14 protein-coding genes and 1 pseudogene are annotated in these 18549 nt (G+C 67.4%); 10 read left to right on the top strand and 5 right to left on the bottom strand.

The genetic code is table 11. The features are described from left to right. Positions 1-90: 90 nt before the first annotated feature. Positions 91-2940, bottom strand: a complete 2850-nt coding sequence (locus CXY82_RS03010; protein ID WP_104169638.1) for an FAD-binding and (Fe-S)-binding domain-containing protein — start codon at positions 2938-2940, stop codon at positions 91-93. A 74-nt stretch (positions 2941-3014) separates the two neighbouring features. Continuing rightward, the gene (locus CXY82_RS03005; protein WP_104169622.1) at positions 3015-4742 is read right to left on the bottom strand and encodes an L-lactate permease; all 1728 of its coding nucleotides are present in this window, start codon (positions 4740-4742) and stop codon (positions 3015-3017) included. Between the two features lie 134 nt (positions 4743-4876). On the opposite strand from CXY82_RS03005, the gene CXY82_RS03000 reads away from it, so the two are divergent. From CXY82_RS03000 to CXY82_RS02990, 3 genes are read left to right on the top strand one after another with little or no spacing between them, the layout of a single operon-like run. Beyond that, on the top strand, positions 4877-5569 hold the full coding sequence (locus CXY82_RS03000) for a GntR family transcriptional regulator (protein ID WP_104169621.1): 693 nt from the start codon (positions 4877-4879) through the stop codon (positions 5567-5569). A gap of 16 nt (positions 5570-5585) precedes the next feature. Next, complete coding sequence (locus CXY82_RS02995; protein ID WP_104169620.1) at positions 5586-6146, top strand: hypothetical protein; 561 nt, start codon at positions 5586-5588, stop codon at positions 6144-6146. Further along, on the top strand, positions 6143-6655 hold the full coding sequence (locus CXY82_RS02990; protein WP_104194935.1) for a hypothetical protein: 513 nt from the start codon (positions 6143-6145) through the stop codon (positions 6653-6655). The genes CXY82_RS02995 and CXY82_RS02990 overlap by 4 nt, the downstream gene beginning before the upstream one ends. Positions 6656-6690: 35 nt before the next feature. Here CXY82_RS02990 and CXY82_RS02985 read toward each other — a convergent pair whose 3' ends face one another. After that, positions 6691-7941, bottom strand: a complete 1251-nt coding sequence (locus CXY82_RS02985) for a low temperature requirement protein A (protein WP_104169618.1) — start codon at positions 7939-7941, stop codon at positions 6691-6693. 141 nt (positions 7942-8082) lie between these two features. Here CXY82_RS02985 and CXY82_RS17510 point away from each other — a divergent pair, with 141 nt between their 5' ends. The 5 genes from CXY82_RS17510 to CXY82_RS02965 all read left to right on the top strand — a co-directional run bounded on the left by CXY82_RS17510 (position 8083) and on the right by CXY82_RS02965 (position 13701). Then, positions 8083-9267, top strand: a complete 1185-nt coding sequence (locus CXY82_RS17510) for an acetyl-CoA C-acyltransferase (protein ID WP_199180866.1) — start codon at positions 8083-8085, stop codon at positions 9265-9267. Then, complete coding sequence (locus CXY82_RS17505) at positions 9268-10014, top strand: enoyl-CoA hydratase/isomerase family protein (RefSeq protein WP_104103479.1); 747 nt, start codon at positions 9268-9270, stop codon at positions 10012-10014. Continuing rightward, the gene (locus tag CXY82_RS02975) at positions 10011-10910 is read left to right on the top strand and encodes a 3-hydroxyacyl-CoA dehydrogenase family protein (protein WP_104169617.1); all 900 of its coding nucleotides are present in this window, start codon (positions 10011-10013) and stop codon (positions 10908-10910) included. Before CXY82_RS17505 ends, CXY82_RS02975 begins: the two co-directional genes overlap by 4 nt. Next, complete coding sequence (gene paaZ / locus CXY82_RS02970) at positions 10910-12991, top strand: phenylacetic acid degradation bifunctional protein PaaZ (RefSeq protein WP_104169616.1); 2082 nt, start codon at positions 10910-10912, stop codon at positions 12989-12991. Before CXY82_RS02975 ends, paaZ begins: the two co-directional genes overlap by 1 nt. 305 nt (positions 12992-13296) lie before the next feature. Further along, positions 13297-13701 carry a VOC family protein gene (locus CXY82_RS02965; RefSeq protein WP_199180865.1) on the top strand — a complete coding sequence of 135 codons (405 nt, stop codon included), beginning with the start codon at positions 13297-13299 and terminating at the stop codon, positions 13699-13701. Here the strand turns inward: CXY82_RS02965 and CXY82_RS02960 are convergent. Further along, positions 13634-14425: a metalloregulator ArsR/SmtB family transcription factor gene (locus CXY82_RS02960; protein ID WP_104169614.1), complete on the bottom strand. Its 792-nt coding sequence runs from the start codon at positions 14423-14425 to the stop codon at positions 13634-13636. The genes CXY82_RS02965 and CXY82_RS02960 overlap by 68 nt on opposite strands. Before the next feature lie 104 nt (positions 14426-14529). Between CXY82_RS02960 and CXY82_RS02955 the strand changes: the two are divergent. After that, positions 14530-15134 (top strand): annotated as a pseudogene (locus CXY82_RS02955) (MFS transporter). 236 nt (positions 15135-15370) lie between these two features. Here the strand turns inward: CXY82_RS02955 and CXY82_RS02950 are convergent. Further along, on the bottom strand, positions 15371-17431 hold the full coding sequence (locus CXY82_RS02950) for a glucose PTS transporter subunit IIA (protein ID WP_104169613.1): 2061 nt from the start codon (positions 17429-17431) through the stop codon (positions 15371-15373). Between the two features lie 320 nt (positions 17432-17751). Between CXY82_RS02950 and CXY82_RS02945 the strand changes: the two genes are divergently transcribed. Beyond that, positions 17752-18351 (top strand): GNAT family N-acetyltransferase, encoded by a 600-nt coding sequence (locus CXY82_RS02945; RefSeq protein ID WP_199180864.1) that lies wholly within the window; start codon positions 17752-17754, stop codon positions 18349-18351. Positions 18352-18549 lie beyond the last annotated feature (198 nt).

Below are 18549 nucleotides of genomic sequence, written 5' to 3'. Positions count from 1 at the left end.
GGCCTCGTGCATCGCGGCGCACCCTACGGAAGCTGGCGCACGTTACACCGTGCGCCAGCTTCTCCAACTTGCGCCGCGAGTGGGCAGAGCTCAGACGGCGCCCGACTCTGCCAGGTGGGATGCGGCGGCATCCGGATCGTCGGCGTCGGGCCGGGTCACCTCTTCCAGCAGCTCGAGCACGTGGCGGTACTCCTTGCCGGTGGCCCGGGTCAGCCCGAGCTCACAGGTGCGGTTGCACGACGCGAATGCCGTGGCGTCCATCGTCGCGACATCGGCCGCCTGCGCCCGGGTGGCGGATTCTGTCAGCTCGGGATGCAGCATGCCGCGGTCCCCGGCGAAGCCGCAGCAGCCCCAGTTATCCGGCACCTGCACCCTCTCGGCCACCCCGCCGGCCAGGGTCTGCAGGGAGTCGTTGATGCCCATCCGGGTGGAGGAACACGTGGGGTGCAGCGCGAGCGAATCGATCTTCTGGTACTCGGGCAGTGACGGCAGGATGCGTTCGGCCGCGAACTGCACGGCGTCGACCACCCGCAGGCGCGGCTCGTTCTGGTCACCCTCGATGGTCGTCCGCAGCCCCTCGGTGCAGGAGGAGGCGTCGCAGATGATGGCGAGCTCGCCGTTCCGGGTCGCCGTGCGCAGCGCCGCGAGGGTCTTGGCCCGCATGGTCGCTTCGCCGGTCTTCAGCCCCTTCGATGACCACGGCGTGCCGCAGCAGAGCCCGTCGATGCCCGCGGGCACGACGAGGGTGATGCCGGCCCGGTCGCAGAGCTGCTCGAAGCTGACCTGCACCCCGGGCGTGCCCGCGGTGGCCGGACCGAACATGGTCTGCACGCAGGCCGGGAAGTAGACGGCCTCCGGCGCCAGGGCCGGCACCGGGCGGGAGCGTCCGCCGCCGCCGCCGGGCAGCTCGCTCGAGTAGAGCGGCAGCGTGTCGGTGCCGAGCACGGCTCGGCCGAGCTTGTTGGGCACCATCAGCACCGGGGCCGGGATCTTGCGCACCACAGTGAGGGCCAGCCCGGCGCCGCGGGTGACCGCACCCCAGTTCTTGGCCGCGGTGTTCCAGACGCCGTTGATCAGCGGCCCGGTCTCGCCGCGCCGGATCTGCTTCATCATGGTGCCGGTGTTGATGTTGACCGGGCAGGCGGTCTGGCACATGCCGTCGACCGCGCAGGTCTCCACGCCGTCGTAGACGAAGTCCTTCTCCAGCTCGGCGGCCAGAGCCAGGTTGCCGCTCCGGCGGGCCTGTTCGATGGCGCGCAGGGTGACGATGCGCTGGCGGGGGGTCAGGGTCAGGTCCCGGCTGGGGCAGACGGGTTCGCAGTAGCCGCAGGAGACGCAGCTATCGACCACCTCGGCGACGGGCGGCACCAGCTTGATGTCACGAAGGTGCACCTCAGGGTCGTCGTTCATCAGCACGCCGGGGTTGAGCATCCCGGCGGGGTCGAACAGCACCTTGAGCTGCCGCATGACGTCGTAGAGCTCGTCGCCGTACTGGCGCCGCACATACGGAGCCATCACCCGGCCGGTTCCGTGCTCCGCCTTGAGCGAGCCGCCCTCGCCGAGCACCAGGTCGACCATGTCCTCGGTGAAGGCGCTGTAGCGCTCCAGCTCGGTTGTGCCGGTGAACCCGTCGGTGAGCATGAAGTGGATGTTGCCGTCCTTGGCATGGCCGAAGATCACGCTGTTGCGGTAGCTGTACTTGTCGAACAGACGGATCAGCTCCACGCAGGTGCGGCCGAGCGCGGCCACCGGCACGACGACGTCCTCGAGCAGCGCGGTGGTGCCCTGCGGGCGGGCGCCGGCGACGGATGCGTAGAGCCCCTTCCGCAGATGCCACAGCTGGGCACGGGTCGCGGAGTCCGCGCTGAACTTCACCGGGGCGCTGAGCCCGAGCCCCGGCATAATGGTCAGGCCCGCGCGCTGGAGCTCCTGCAGCGATTCGGGGTTGTCGGTCTGGTACTCCATCAGGAGGGCGGCGTGGTCGCGCACCGCGAGGTCGCGCACGACCGGGGGTACGTCGTCCAGGCCCTGGCCGACCTTGAGCGACAGGGCGTCCATCAGCTCCAGGGTGGCCGCGCCGGTGCCCACCAGGGCAGGCAGGGCCGCGTTGGCGGTCTCCAGGTCCGGGAAGACCAGCAGGCCGGTGACCGTGTGGGTCGGCCGCGGGACGGTGCGGAAGACCGCCTCCGCGACGAACCCGAGGGTGCCCTCGCTGCCCACGATCAGGTGCGCCAGGATGTCGACGGGCCGGTCGAAGTCCAGCAGGGAGTTCAGGCCGTAGCCCATGGTGTTTTTCATCGAGAACTGGTGACGGATGGTCGAGACGGAGGCCGGGTTGCCGGCAACCCGCTTGGCGAGGCGCAGCAGGCCCTCGTGCAGCTCGGGTTCGAGGGCGCGGAGGCGCGCGTCGGCATCCGCCGCCCCGGTGTCGACGACGGTGCCGCTGGGCAGCACCACCGTGACCGATTCCAGGGTCTGGTAGGCGTTGTCGACGGTGCCGCAGGCCATACCGGAGGAGTTGTTGGCCACGACGCCGCCGATGGTGCAGGCGGATTCGCTCGCCGGGTCCGGACCGAATTTGCGCCCGTACTGCGCCAGGCGGGCGTTCAGGGCGCGCACGGTGGCGCCGGGCTGAACCCGCACTCGGGCGCCGTTGTCCTGCACCTCGATCTGTTTGAAGTTGCGGCGCACGTCGACGAGCACGCCGTCGGTGAGCGCCTGGCCGCTCAGGCTGGTACCGCCGGAGCGGAACGTGAGCGGCACACCCTGCGCCCGACTGGCGCGCAGCAGCTTGCCGACCTCGTCCGCGTTGGCGGCCACGACGACCGCCTGCGGCACCAGCAGGAAGTGCGAGGCGTCGTGGGCGTTGGCGTGCAGGTCGATCGCCCGGGTCTTCACCTGGGCCGGGTCGGACACCGCGGCGCGGAGGGCACCCAGCATCCCGGCGGATGCAGGCACCGCTGTGGGACCGGAGACGGTCGCCGAGGGCGTGACCACCGTGCCGCGGCGGGCCATTACGGCACCATCCAGCCGAGGACCGGGGTGGACTGCAGCACGATCAGGACCGTGATCAGCACGAGGAGCCCCAGGCTCCATCCGACGAGCTTGCGGAAGAGCAGGCTCTCCGCACCCACCAGGCCGACGGCGGCGGCCGCCACGGCCAGGTTCTGCAGCGAGAGCATCTTGCCGAGCACACCGGCCGACGAGTTGGCGGCGGCCATCAGCACAGGCGACAGGCCGGTCGCGTTGGCGGCGGTGACCTGCAGCTGCCCGAAGAGCGCGTTGGACGAGGTGTCGGAACCGGTCAGGGCCACGCCGATCCATCCGATCAGGGGGGAGATCACGGCGAAGAATACGCCGGCGGTGGCCAGGTAGGCGCCGAGGGAGGCGGTCTGGCCGGACAGGTTCATCACGAATGAGAGGGCGAGCACGGCGGTAACGGTGACGATGGTCCAGCGCAGCTGCACGAGGGTGTCGCCATAGATCTTGAGGCCCTGGCGGAACGAGACCTTGTAGAGCGCCATGGTGAGCAGGCCGGAGAAAAGCAGCAGGGTGCCGGTGGCCTTGAAGTGGTCGAGCTTGAACATCGTGGCCGGAACCGGGTCGCCGGCGGCGTCGGTCACGTTCAGTCCGGGCCAGGCGAAGGTGACGCTGCCCACGACGCTGAGCCAGGCCTTGATGGCCGGGATCTGCGCGATCGAGAAGATGCCCATGATGATCAGGTACGGGGCGATGGCCTTCCACACCTGGCGCGGTTCCGGGCGGGTGTTGTCGTTCAGGTCAGGGCTGTCGGCAGAGCGTCGCGCCGACTTGAGCGCGGTGGTGGGGGTGCTACGCATGGCGGATGCGGGGACCGCGGCGCCCACGGTCGTGCTCACCAGGTTCTCGGCACCGGACAGTTCGACGTCGTCGTTCAGTCCCATGGATTCGGCCGGCTGCCAGAAGCGCAGCATGACCAGGACGGCGGCCACGGTGGCGACGGCGGCCACGACATCCGTCAGCTCGACGGCGAAGAAGTTGGCGGTGACGAACTGGGCCAGTCCGAAGACGAGTCCGGCGACCACGGCCACCGGCCAGGTCTGCTTGACGCCGCGCTTGCCGTCGACGATGAAGACGAGGATCAGCGGAACGATCACGGCGATGAACGGCGTCTGGCGGCCGGCCATCGACGCGAGGTCCTGGATCGGCAGGCCGGTGACGCCGTTGAGGGCGATGATCGGGGCGGCCATGGCACCGAACGCCACCGGGGCCGTGTTTGCCAGCAGCGACACCATGGCGGATTTGAGGGGCTTCATGCCCGCGGCCATCAGCATGGCGGCGGAAATGGCAACCGGGGCGCCGAATCCGGCGAGGGACTCGAGTAGTGCGCCGAAGCAGAAGGCGATCAGGATGGCCAGGATACGCAGGTCGTTGGAGATGGAGCGGATGGTGCGGCCCAGCACCTCGAACCAGGGGGTGGCCACGGTGAGCTTGTAGATCCACAACGCGTTGACCAGAATCCAGAGAATCGGGAAGAGGCCGTAGAAGAGGCCGGCGGCCGTGGCGCTCAGCGCTTGGCCGACCGGCATCTGCCAGCCGACGACGGCGAGCACGACCGAGAGGAGCAGGCTGACCAGCGCCGCCTTGTGCGCCTTGACCCGGAACACGCCGAGAAGGACGAACAGGAGAATCAGCGGCAATGCGGCGCAGATGGCCGACAGGACGAGGGATCCAAGAATCGGATCGAGTATCTGTTGAAAGATTGGGTCTCCACACTGAGGTCGTGGTCACGCCGTCGTGACACTTCATCAGTTGTATAGCAAGTATGCAAGTAAGTCAATATAAATTGTGTTTTTGTCTGTCAAGATGAGAACACAATTTAGGAAAGGCAGGCCCCGTGACAGCGCGCGTAACGGCAACGTCGATCGTGGATGCCATCGCGAACGACCTGCGAACCCGAATCCTTGAAGGGGAATTGACCTCCGCCGCGGCCCTGACTGAGACCGATATGGCCGCGAGCTACGACGTCGCCCGCCCCACGGCGAAGGCGGCGATCGAGAAACTCGTCGCTGAGGGACTGCTGGTGCGCGGGGCGCACAAGAGCGCCCGCGTCGCCGAGCTCGGACCGGACTCCGTGCGCGACATCTACCAGGCCCGCGCCTACCTCGAAAGCGAGGTGCTGCGCCGCCTGGCCCTCAGCTGCACCGTCCCCGAGGAGGCCGTGCAGGCCAACCTCGACATCGCGGCCGTGGCTGGCGGCTCCGCCCTCGACGTCGTGGAACCCGATATGCGTTTCCACACCAGTCTGATCGACGCCGTCGGCAACGAGCGGATCAGCAGGATGTACCGTTCCCTGGTTAGCGAGGTACGCCTCTGCATGGTGCGGGTGCAGTCGCTGAACCTGCTCGACACCGCGTTGATCCAGGCCGAACACCAGCGCCTGCTCGAGCTGATCGGGGAGGGCGATGGCGCCGCGGCCGCCGAGTTGCTCGACGAACACCTCGCCCGTGCCCGCGAACGCCTCGCCGCGGCAATCGGCGGCGAAGCCGGCCCGGAGGCACACCTCCCGTCATCCCTGCACCGGGTCTGAGTCCCCCAGAGACGCCATGGGCTACTTTCTCGCACCATCCACCCGGGTTGCCCTGTCGCGCCTGGTGACCCTCGACACGGCCCCGGGCTCGGCGCCGCTCGAGCGGTTGCGGGCCATCCGTTCCCTGCTCTTCGAGCTCGACGCCGACCCAGCCACCCTGGTAGGTGTGCGCGACGCCCTCAGCGGGGGAGCGGACTGGGACGAGATCGCCGACACCGCCGGTTTGAAACCGGCCGCCGCGAAGTGGCGCTGGAGCGGCACCGATGCGGAGATCGCCGCCCGGCAGGCGGCCGGACGCAAGCGGTCCGCACGTCCCAGCGCCGTGCCCACCGATCTGCCCGGGCTGTCCGTGTCCGAGGCAGCTGCGCAGCTGGGGGTCACCGCCCAGGCGATCTACCTGAAGCTGAGCCGCGGCAAGCTCGCCGGCCGAACCGTCGAACTCCCCGACGGGCGAAGCTACAAACGGGTCTTTCTCAACGAAGACCCGGATGCCCGCCTTGACCGCGCCGAATCGGCAGCAGACAATGACCCCACCGCTTCCCCCCGATGCACTCTGACGACGGAGCCCTCACCATGACTGATTTCTCCTCGACCAGCACGCCCACCCGGTCGATGCCCCTGTCCGATCAGACCGAGACGCTCGAGCCCCTTGAAGAGCCTCAGACGACCGAGGCCCAGCCCGCGCCCAGGCGCGTAGCGCACCTCACGACCACGTCTGGCCAGCGCACCGCGCTGGTCGTCCTGGTCGGAATCATAGCCCTCGCCGTGGCCTTCATCGTGATGCTTTTGGTGGGGGTGTCGAGCGAGAGCATCAACGCCCTGGCCGTATTCGCCACGCCCGTCGCCTCGATGGTGGCCGCCTATTACGGCATCACCCTGAGCATCCAGCAGGTGCGCAGCGAACGCGCCGAGAAGGAAAAGGCTATCGCCCGAGCGGATGCCGCCGACGCCGCCAGCCGCGAGACCGAGGTCTGGGCCGCCCAGATGGAATCCGGCCTGCGCGTCGCGATGGCCCAGCTCGCCGCCGCGGGTATCGGCACCGAGGCGGTCGAGAAGGCTGCAGGCACCCCCGACGGCTTCTTCTGACCGGGGTTCGATCACTTGAAGCCGCCCAGTTTCGGCTAGCCGGCCTCCTTCTCGGCGGTGCCGTTCCGCACGCGCACGATGGTCCCCCAGCAGGCGACGGTCGTCAGCATGAACGCTCCCAGCGCTCCTAACGCGAGCGGCGAGAGGGCGAAGGCGAGGGGCAGCGCCAGCAGCAGCAGTGCGATTCCCGTGACATGGGAGATCAGCACCTCCCGGGCCACGACGAATCGGAACAACGCCAGCCCCAGCAGGTACAGCAGAGGCCCGCCGGTGATGGCGACGGCCGTCGAAAAAATGACCGGGTCATCCGGATGCGCCAGGATCTCCTTAACGCCGACCGAGCTCAGAACAACGCCGGCGATGAGCATCGCATGTACATAGGTATACGCGAGCCGGGCGAGCCGGCCGGGGTCGGCGGCATCGGCGAGGGCTTTGCTGCCCGCGTACTCGCTGTGGTCGAAGTACAGCCACCACATGGCCGCTCCACTCACGAAGGCCAGCAGCAGGCCGAGCACACCCGGCACCGACACGTCCTGATCGACGAAGGCGAAGCCCGTCACCAGAAATGATTCGCCGAGTGCGATGATGACGAACAGGGCGCTGCGCTCCGCGATGTGCGGACCGGAGAGCTCGCCGTCGCCGGGAGTGGCCCGGCCGAGGCCCGGCACCGGGAAGCCGAGCGTCGCGGAAACGAACTCGATCCCGAGTGCGGTGGCCCAGAGCAGCAACCGGTAGTCGGCCGGGAGCAGGCCGCCGAGAATCCAGAAGAGCCCGGCCACGGCGAGCCAGAGGAAGATCCGCACGAAGGCGCGGTAGAGGGCGCGATCGTGGAGCGCGAGGGCGAGCGCCATGAAGGCCGTTCGGCTCAGCTGCAGGGTGACGTAGGCCACGGCGAAGAGGAATCCCCGGTCGCCGAATGATTCGTGGATCGAGACGCTCACCACGAGCCCGACCAGGGAGAGGCCGATCACGACCCCGCGCACAGGCAGGCGGGCCGGATCGAGCAGGTTGGTCACCCAGGTGGTGTGCACCCAGATCCACCACAGGGCGAGCACCAGGATGACGGACTCGGCGGTTCCCTGCCAGGACTGGTTCTCGTAGAGATGGCGCGACAGCTGGGTCAACGCGAACACAAAGATCAGGTCGAAGAACAGCTCGATGTAGGTGACCCGATCCGCCAGGTCGGACCGATCCGGGCGCATCAGATTGAGCCGGAGGCCAAAACGGACGGCGGGGCGGCGACCGGTGCCGGGAGCGGAGGGGACGGTGCTGGGCGTTGCGTTCACGCACCCAGTCTGCCTCAGTCCGGCAGATGTGGGGGAGGCGGCGTGGCGGCCTCCCCTGTTGCCCTGAGGGGACTTTCTATGACATTCTTTTACAAAACGAACGGTCAGTTAGTAAACACGGCGATCAAAGGTGATGAAGCCATGCCCGAAGCATTCCTAGTTGATGGTGTTCGAACTCCTATCGGCCGATACGGCGGGGTGCTGGCCGGCATCCGCCCCGACGACCTGGCCGCCATCGTGCTTGCCTCGGTCGTGTCCCGGTCCGGGCTGGATCCCGCCCTCGTTGACGAGGTCGTCCTCGGCGCCGCCAACCAGGCCGGCGAGGACAACCGCAACGTCGCCCGCATGGCCGTGCTCCTGGCCGGTCTCCCCGACAGCGTGCCGGGGATCACGGTCAACCGGCTCTGCGCATCCGGCCTGTCCGCCGTGCACCTGGCCGCCAACATGATCAAGGCCGGCGAAGCAGACCTCGTGATCGCCGGCGGCGTCGAATCGATGACCCGCGCACCCTGGGTTCTCGCCAAGCCGGAGAAGGCGTTCGCCAAGCCGGGCGAGATCGTCGACACCTCGATCGGCTGGCGCTTCACGAACCCGCGCCTGAAAGCGCGCGACAAGGCCACCTTCTCCATGTCGGAGACGGCGGAGGAGGTCGCCGCCCTCGACGGCATCAGCCGGGCGGATGCCGACACGTTCGCCCTCCGCTCGCACCGGCTGGCACTCGAGGCGCAACGTGACGGCATCTTCACGCCCGAGATCGTGGGTGTTCCCACCCGCGCCGGACTGATCGAGATCGACGAGGGCCCCCGAGCCGACACCACGCTCGAACGCCTCGCCGGGCTGCGCTCGGTCGTGCGGACGGGCGGCATCGTCACGGCCGGCAACGCCAGCTCCCTCAACGACGGGGCCTCCGCCATCGTTGTGGCGAGCGAGGCGGCCATCGAGCGTCTGGGGCTGACGCCCCGCGCCCGGGTGGTAGGCGGAGCCAGCGCCGGCGTCGCCCCGGAGACCATGGGCCTCGGCCCGGTCCCCGCCACCCAGAAGCTGCTGCACCGCCTGGGACTGACCATCGGTGACGTCGACGCCGTCGAACTCAACGAGGCGTTCGCGACCCAGTCTCTGGCCTGCATCCGCCGGCTCGGCCTCGACCCGGAAATCGTCAACCGGCACGGCGGCGCCATCGCCCTCGGGCACCCGCTCGGGTCGTCCGGGTCCCGCATCCTGATCACCCTTTTGGGGCGCATGGAGCGCGAGGGTGCCCACCGCGGCGTGGCCACCATGTGCGTGGGCGTCGGGCAAGGTTCCTCCCTGCTGGTGGAGCGCGTCTAGATGTCGCGCGAGTTCACGACGCTGCTGGTCGACGAGCGGCCCGACCGGGTGCACGTGCAGCTTGACCGACCGGCCGTGCGCAACGCCATCGACCAGACCATGATCGACGAGCTGCACCTGGTCTGCGCCGACCTCGAGCAGGAACCCCGCATCCTGATCCTCTCCGGCACGAACGGCGTCTTCGCCTCCGGGGCCGATATCGCCCAGTTGCGGGAGCGCCGGGCCGAAGATGCCCTGAACGGGATCAACTCGACCCTGTTCGGCCGGATCGCCCGCCTGCCGATGCCCGTGATCGCCGCCATCGACGGCTGGGCGCTCGGCGGCGGGGCCGAGCTGGCCTACGCCGCCGACTTCCGGATCGCCTCCACGACCGCCCGGCTCGGCAATCCGGAGACGGCCCTCGGCATCATCCCGGCGGCCGGAGCGCTGTGGCGGCTGGCCGCGCTGGTCGGCGAACCCGTGGCCAAGGAGATCATCCTGGCCGGGCGCATCCTGAACGCTTCCGAGGCGCTGGCGGTGCACCTGGTCACCGAGGTGCACGAGTCGGACGTCCTGCTCGAGGCAGCGCACGCGCTGGCCGACCGGATCGCCAAGCAGGACCCGCTGGCCACCCAGCTGGCCAAGGAGGTCTTCCATGTTCCCGCCGCGGAGCATCCCGTGGCCGACAACGAGGCCCAGGCGCGCCTGTTCGAGTCCGACCAGAAATTCACCCGAATGACCGCATTCCTGGAGAGGAAGAAGCGATGACGCTCAGCACCGTGTCCACAAAGGCCCAAGCCGCTCAGTCCGTGCCAGTGCCGCACCAGGTCGGCGTGCTCGGCGGAGGCCGCATGGGCGCCGGCATTGCGCACGCGTTCCTGATGGCCGGGGCCCATGTCACCGTCGTGGAGCAGGGAGACGACGCGGCTGCCGCCGCCCGCGACCGGGTCCTGACCGCCATCGACAAATCCCAGAGCCGCGGTAGCGTGACCGCGAGCCGCGCCGAGCTCGGCGACCGGCTGACCGTGACAACGGATGCCGCCGCGTTCGCTGGCTCCGGCCTCGTCGTCGAGGCCGTTCCCGAGATCGTGGCGCTGAAGACGCAGGCGCTCCGCCTGGTGGAGGGGCACCTCGCCCCCACCGCCTGGCTGGCGTCCAACACCTCCTCGCTGTCGATCACCGATCTGGCCGAGACGCTGGACCGCCCGGACCGGTTCATCGGACTGCACTTCTTCAACCCGGTGCCGGTCTCGACCCTGATCGAGGTCGTCACGGGGGAGCGCACCGACCCGGAGCTCGCCCGGCTCGCCCAGGCCTGGGTGTCCGCGCTCGGGAAGACGCCGATCCTGGTGCGGGACTCGCCCGGATTCGCCAGCTCCCGCCTCGGCGTCGCGATCGCGCTCGAGGCGATCCGCATGGTCGAGGAGGGCGTGGCCAGCCCCGAGGCCATCGACACGGCCATGGTTCTCGGCTACAAGCATCCGGTCGGGCCTCTCCGCACGACCGACATCGTCGGCCTCGACGTTCGCCTCGGCATCGCCGAACACCTGCACGAAACCCTCGGCGACCGGTTCGCCCCGCCGCAACTGCTGCGCGACCTTGTCGCACGCGGTGACCTCGGACGCAAAAGCGGCCGCGGCTTCTTCGATTGGAAGGACGCATGATGACACTCCTCAGCAATGGCACCAGCACTGACACGAGCTCTGACACGAGCTCTGACACGGTCGTTCCCAGCTACGTTCTCGACTCCTGGTGGACCCCTGACACCGACGTGGTCGCCCAGCGTGTCCTCGACGCGAGCACCGGGGCCGAGGTCGCCCGGGTCAGCAGCGACGGGCTCGACCTGGCCGCCGTGGTCGAACACGCCCGCACCGTCGGCCAGGCCTCGCTCGGGGAACTGACCTTCCACCAGCGCGCCATCCTGCTCAAGAAGCTGGGACAGTACCTGGGCGGGGTCAAGGAGGAACTCTACGCGCTCTCCGCCCGCACCGGCGCCACCCGCTACGACTCGATGGTCGACATCGACGGCGGCATCGGAGTGCTGTTCACGCTGTCCTCCAAGGGCCGGCGCGAGATGCCCAACAGTCAGGTTTACATCGACGGCGACGTCGAGGCGCTCTCCCGCGACGGCTCCTTCAGCGGTCAGCACATCTACACCCGCATCCCCGGAGTCGCCTGCCAGATCAACGCCTTCAACTTCCCGGTCTGGGGCATGCTTGAGAAGCTGGCCCCGGCGTTCATCGCCGGCGTGCCGACGATCGTCAAGCCCGCGACGCCCACCGGGTACCTGACCGAGGCGGTCGTGCGTCACATCCTGGCGTCCGGCATCCTGCCCCTGGGCGCCCTGCAGCTGATCTCCGGCAGCGCTAGGGACCTGATCGACCACCTCGATTACCGCGATCTGGTGGCGTTCACCGGGTCGGCCGGCACCGCCCGCACCCTCAAGTCCCACCCGAACGTGGTCGAGGGCGGCGTGCGCTTCACGAGCGAGACCGATTCGCTCAACGCCGCGATCCTGGGCCCGGACGCCGCGGCCGGCACGGCCGAGTTCGACGCCTATGTCGCCTCCGTAGTGACCGAGATGACCAGCAAGGCCGGTCAGAAGTGCACCAGCATCCGCCGGCTGATCGTGCCGGCGGGCCGCCGCGACCAGGTCGTCGCGGCCGTCTCCGAACGGATGGCCCGCCGCGTCACCCTCGGCGACCCGCGCGCCGAGGGGGTCACCATGGGGCCCCTCGCCAGCACCGGGCAGCGCGACGAGGTGCTCGCCAGCGTCGCCCGCCTGATCGACGGCGGCGGACGCATCGTGATGGGCTCGGTGGACGCCCCGACCGGAACCGACCCGGGCGGCGCCTTCGTCGCCCCCATCCTGCTGGCCTTCCACGACCCGGAGAGCCCGGCCGTGCACGAGATCGAAGCCTTCGGCCCGGTGGCCTCCATCATCGAGTACACCGACCTGGACCACGCCATCGCGCTGGCCGCGCGCGGCGGCGGCTCACTGGTGACGACCGTGGCCACTCACCACCCCGATATCGCGCGTACGCTCGTGCTCGGGATCGCAGCGCACCACGGCCGGGTACTGATGCTTGACCGGGTCGATGCGCGCAGCAGCACGGGCCACGGATCGCCCGTTCCGCACCTCGTGCACGGCGGACCCGGGCGGGCCGGCGGCAGTGAGGAGCTCGGCGGCATCCGTTCGGTGCTGCACCACATGCAGCGCACGGCTATCCAGGGCTCGCCCGACATGCTGACCGCCATCACGGGGGAGTGGCACGCCGGTGCCGCGGTGCGAACGGGCATCCACCCGTTCCGAAAGTCCCTGGCCGAGTTGCGGGTGGGCGACCAGACCCAGGGCGGACCGCGCGTGGTCACTCTGGCCGACATCACGGCATTCGCCGAGGCCACCGGCGACAAGTTCTACGCGCACACGGACCCCGAGGCGGCGGTGGCGAACCCGTTCTTCCCCGGGATCGTCGCGCACGGCTACCTGCTGGTGTCCTGGGCGGCGGGGTTGTTCGTGGATGCGGCCCCCGGGCCGGTGCTCGCGAACTCCGGGCTGGAGAAGCTGCGGTTCGTCACCCCGGTGTCGCCCGGCGACAGCATCCGGGTCACCCTGACGGCCAAGCGGATCACCCCGCGCGAGACCGAAGAGTACGGCGAGGTCTGCTGGGACGCCGTGCTGCACAACCAGAACGATGAGGTCGTCGCCACCTACGACGTTCTCACCCTGGTCGCCAAGGAGTAACCCCCGGGCACCAGCTGAGAGCGCCACAGGCGGAGCGCCAGGTCGGGTGTCGAACGAATTCGACGGAGATTTTAAGGAATGAGCCGGTTTCCGGGCTGTTTTGGGCCTTCGCGCAAAATCTCCGTCGAACTCGTTCATGCTGCCGGCGGGGCGCGCGTACGGTGCGCGGCCGCTGTCGACGGCACGAGCGCGATCGGGCAGGCCTTCGATGCCGCACCGGAGTGCACTTCCCTGACTCGGTAGGTCTGAGGGTGAGCAGAGCCTGACACCATGACTATGTGACTTCCGGGACAGATCCAGCGTTGGTGCCTGAACTTCTGGTGCGGGATCTTGAAGCCAGCATCGAGTTCTGGTGCGACTTGTGCGGATTCACGATTCGCTACGACCGCCCCGCTGACGGCTTCGCTTACATCCTGCGGGGATCCGCGCACGTGATGCTGGAACGGGCGGGAGCCGGCAGGAACTGGATCACGGGTCCCCTCGAGGTGCCGCAGGGTCGCGGCGTGAACTTTCAGGTGGCCGTGCCCGACGTCGATCCGATCCTGTCGGCCTTGCGAGCGGCCGGCGTTTCACTGTTCATGGCGCCCGAGACGAAGTGGTATCGCGTCGACGACGAGGAAGCCGGTGTGCGCCAGTTCCTGGTCACCGATCCGGACGGCTACCTGATTCGGTTCCAAAGCCCACTCGGCCGCCGGCCGGTAGTCCGGTAGTCCGATAGGCCGGTAGTTCGACGGATGTGCGCCCGGCGGCCGCCTCGGCGGACACCGGCAGATTCGCCAGTCGCCATTCCAACATCCCCTCGTTCAATCGCGTTGCGCGGCGGCCGCTCCGGCGCAGCACGGCCATGGCCTCGTAGGCAAGCACGCAGTACTTGCTGCGGCAGTAGGCGACAACCTCGCGGTCCGTCGGCAGTTCACTGAGCCGATCGCTGAGTTCCTCGAGGGGGATGGAGAGGGCGCCGGGAATGTGCGCAGCGTGGTATTCCTGCCGTGGCCGCACATCCAACACGGTGATAGTCCCGGCCGTCGCGCGTGCGAGAAGCTCTTCCCTGGTGATTTCCTCGTGCGCATCGTCACCCGCCGCTTCGGAGTCATCGAGACCCAGATAGGCGATCCGGATGGATTCGACGTCTGCGAGATGGGTCTGCGCGACGCTGCGCACCAGGCTGTAGAGCCGGGCGACGTCATCCCCGGCGAGTCGGTAGTGAATCCGGGTGCCCTCCCGGCGAGTGCTGACCAGACCCGCATGTTTGAGGGTTTGCAGGTGGGCGGATGCGCTCGTCAGACCCAGGCCGGCCGCGTTCGCCAACGATTCCACCGTGCGTTCGCCCTGGGCGATCAGGTCGACCAGCTCAAGGCGCTTGCCGCTGCCCAGCGCCTTGCCGACGCGGGCAAACTGCTCGAACAGCGCCGATTTCTTTTCTCGATCGCCCATCTTTTTCCTCTTGGTTCCCTTCACACTAGCATCATCTGATAATCCATGGTTTTATGGAATATGATTTGGGCGCGTGTAGCGGCTCTCTCGCTGGAGAACGGACTATGAGTCAGACCCCGAACGCCGCAGACCAACCCAAAGGCGTGCGCCGCGGCATCGTCCTGGGCCTCCGGCAGAACTTCCCCCCAGTTCCTGTTGCTCGTCGCGGTCAACGCGCTGGTCGGCGGCACGCTCGGCCAGGAACGCACTGTGCTGCCGCTGCTGGCGGACGAGGTCTTTCAGCTCGACCGCTATACGGGCGCGCTGACCTTCATCCTCGCTCGGCTTCGCCAAGGCCGGCACCAACTATTTCGCCGGCACCTTCTCCGACCGCTACGGCCGAAATCCGGTGCTGGTCGCAGGGGACAGCTTCGGGGTCTGGCTGACCGCAGCCATCCTGCTCGGCGCCGGCACCGCCATGGTCTACCCGACACTGCTCGCCGCGATCGGCGACGTCGCCCACCCCGAGTGGAGGGCCCGCTCGGTGGGTGCGTACCGGTTGTGGCGTGACGGAGGCTTCGCCGTGGGCGCGTTACTGTCCGGGCTGCTCGCCGACGCCTTCGGTATTCCTACGGCGGTCGCCGTGGTCGCGGCGCTGACCGCGGCATCCGGACTCGTCGTGGCCTTGCGCATGCGCGGAGACGACCATCTCCGTACCCGCAGCCGATGAGCCGTGCCCTTCGCTCCTGCGCACGCACCAACAGTGAACCCACGATGAGGCTCGCGGTCTCCTGAGTGCCGAATTGCTCGTTCGTTGACCACAAGAATGTCGATTCCGTCGACGTTCTGGCCGATGAACTGTCGTTTTCTGGTCGGTGGAACGAGGATGGTATACCCCCGGGTTATGTGAGCGGCAGGAAAAAGGTGGGCAGAAAATTCTCTGCCCACCTTTTGACCTGAGGTGTCTTATTTGGCGGTGACCGTGATGAGAGGGCTTCCGACCTCTACATGGCCAGACGCTGCCTGGTCGACCGATCCGAACTTCTTGGGGTTCGTCACGAGCACTGGGGTGACCAGCGAGTAGCCGGCATCCTCGATCACCTTGCGGTCGAAGGTCACCAGCGGGGTGCCTGCCTCAACGCGGTCGCCCGCGGCCACCTTGACCTCGAAGCCCTTGCCGCCAAGGTTCACGGTGTCGATACCCACGTGAATGAGCATTTCAACACCGCTGTCGAGTCGCAGCCCGAAGGCGTGACCGGTCGCCTGAGCGACGAGAACCTTGCCTGCTCCAGGGGCGTACACGGTGTCCTCGGTCGGATCGATTCCCACGCCAAGACCGACGATTCCCTTGCTGAACACAGGGTCCGGCACGTCCGTCAGCGGAACGACGATACCGGCGATGGGCGAACCAATCGTGGCCAGGACCGTGGCGGTGGCGGTGGCGGTTGCGGTCCCGGTGCCTGTTCCTGAGCCTGACGCACCGGCAACAACCGGGGCTGCGATGTCAGAGTCGGTTGCAGCTTCGTCGCTCGCTACGGTTTCCGCAGCCAGAGCCTCGGCGAATTCCGCCTTCTGCTCCGGCGTCTTATAGCCGGAGAGAATCACGAGGATCATTGCGGTGAAGAACGACGCGGTAATGGCGCCCGCGTACAGGGGAATGTTGTCGAACGCGGGGATGGTCAACAGCGAGGTGAAGACGAATGCGCTGGTCTTCACGCCGCCGCCGAGGCCGAGGATGATGCCGCCGACGAGGCAGCCCACGAGCATCCGTGGGTAGATGCGCTTGAACCGAAGGTGGATGCCATAGAGCGAGGGTTCGGAAATACCACCCAGCAGGCCGGCCGCGAGCGCGCCCGTTGCGGTCTGCTTCATCTGACGGTCCTTTTCGCGGATGGACAGGAACAGCACGCCGGCAGTTGCACCGAAGCACGCGAAGTTCCACGCGCCCATGGGGCCCTGGATGAAGTCATAGCCGAGGGACTGGATGTTGAGCAGCATGATTGCGTTCAGCGGCCAGTGCAGGCCGAGCGGAACCATGAACGGGTAGGCCAGCGGGATGACGACAGCGAAGATGAACGGCGAGAAGTCGTTGATCGACTTGAGGAAGTTACCGAGTGCGGCACCGCCGTACACGCCCATGGGGCCGATCAGGAAGGCGGTCAGCGGGATCATGATGAGCATGCAGAAGAACGGCACGAAGATCAGCTGAACGCTGGACGGAATGATCTTCTTCAGATACTTGGTCAGCAACCCGAGAACGACCGCCATGATCAGCGGCGGGAACACCTGCGAGCTGTAGTCGGTGACGGTCAGAGGCAGTCCGAAGATCTGCACGACTGCTGCCTTGCCGCCGAAGACGGTCTCTGCTCCGTCGGTGAGTCCCAGCGCGTTGAAGCCGGGGAGCATGACGACGGCCATGATGGCGAAGCCGACCCAGGGGTCAGCGCCGAGCCGCTTGGAGGCGTTGTAGGCGACCATCAGCGGAAGGAAGACGAAAACGCCCTGCCACATCAGGTTGATGAACGCCCAGGACGGGTCGAGGGTGACGCCTGGTGCGTTCCACGACGGGATGACCCCGAGGGTTGCCATCAGAGCCATGAACGTGATGAACAGGGATGCGCCGAGCAGCGCACCCAGGATCGGGCGGAAGGAGTCGGACAGGATCTCGAAGAACGTGTCCAGCCCGGAGAACTTTCCGCGCGGGCCCTTCGCGCGTCCCGCGGCCTTCACATCGGCGATGGTATCGCCGGTGCCGGTGCCGTGGTCGCCCGCATGGTTCTTCATTGCGGGAAGCGCCATAATGTCGTTGTATACGGTATCTACGGATCCGCCGACGACGATCTGGTAGCGATCGCCGGCCTGCGGAACAGCGCCGAGAACCAGAGGCAACGCTTCGACGGCCGCTTGGTCAATCCCCGATGCATCCTTCAGCGTGAAACGTAGCCGGGTGGCACAGTGGGTGAGGCCGACGATGTTTCCGGCCCCTCCGATACTTTCAATAATGTCTGCAGCGGGTTTCGATGCCACCTTGGACTCCTTCTGGTGTTGATGCGGATTTTAATGATTCCGCTTGTTACGGCTCAGCGCGAACCACGCTGGCTGGCTGAAGACCGTAATGGTCTCCACGCATCGTTAGCAACGATAACGGTTTTTTGGACACACTTAAGCATAAGGACACCGCCGGCCGTGCGCGGAAGGAATTATGCCGTCGCGAGTCAGCGATGAGTCGGTACCATCGCGGGATGGGGAACCACGAAACACATCCGCCGTCGCGAGCAGTCTTGTCCAAACCAATTGAAGACCTGTGGCCACCTTTCGGGCTGAAAATCACCTGCGGCCCCGTTACGTTGTCTCCCGTTCGCGACGCTGACCTACCCGAACTCGATGCGCTCGCTGCGGCAGGCATCCACGCGCCGACGGAGATGCCGTTCTTCTTCCCGTGGACCGTAGGTTCCCCGGGCGAGATCCGGTTGCGACTCATGCAATACCACTGGGCACAACGAGCCGAGATGTCGCCGGCGGCCTGGTCGCTCGAGACCACGGTTCGCTTCGACGGTGAGATCGTCGGTTGCCAGAGCATCTCAACCAGGGACTACCTCGTCACGAGAACGGGGGAGACGGGCTCCTGGCTCGGCATGAAGCACCACGGCCGCGGGATCGGTACGCGCATGCGTCAGACTCTCTGCGCATTCATGTTCGATCACCTGGACGCCGCCGAGGTCACCTCAACGGCATTCGTTGACAATCCCGCGTCCCTCGCGGTGTCGAGAAAGGTCGGTTACCGGGAGAACGGAATCGGTCGCCTGAAGAGGCGCGACGGCGAGATGGTCTTGAACCAGAAACTGGTTCTGACTGCCGACACCCTGAACCGCGCCGAGCCCGAACTGAAAGTCGAGGGCGCACTGCAGCTCCGGGACTTCCTCGGCCTGAATGGTCGCGATCAATGATCAGGGCTTTTTCCTCCACATTGTGGGTGTGATCGGGTTATCCACAGGGTGCGTGTAGGTGGGCGGATGCCGCGGGCAATGTCGGTGGGTGCCCGTAGCGTGTGTGTCATGAAGCCCTCATTTATTGAAGAGCAAGAGGCTCTCGGGGAGCATTTCGAGGCGATCGCGGAGGCCGAACTGGCCTGCACGATTCGGGTG

The organism is Cryobacterium sp. M23 (assembly GCF_002929655.1).
In the GTDB taxonomy this organism is placed as follows: Bacteria; Actinomycetota; Actinomycetes; order Actinomycetales; family Microbacteriaceae; genus Cryobacterium; species Cryobacterium sandaracinum.
Note: the sequence above shows the minus strand (reverse complement) of the source record. Positions and strands in the feature narration are given on the sequence as shown.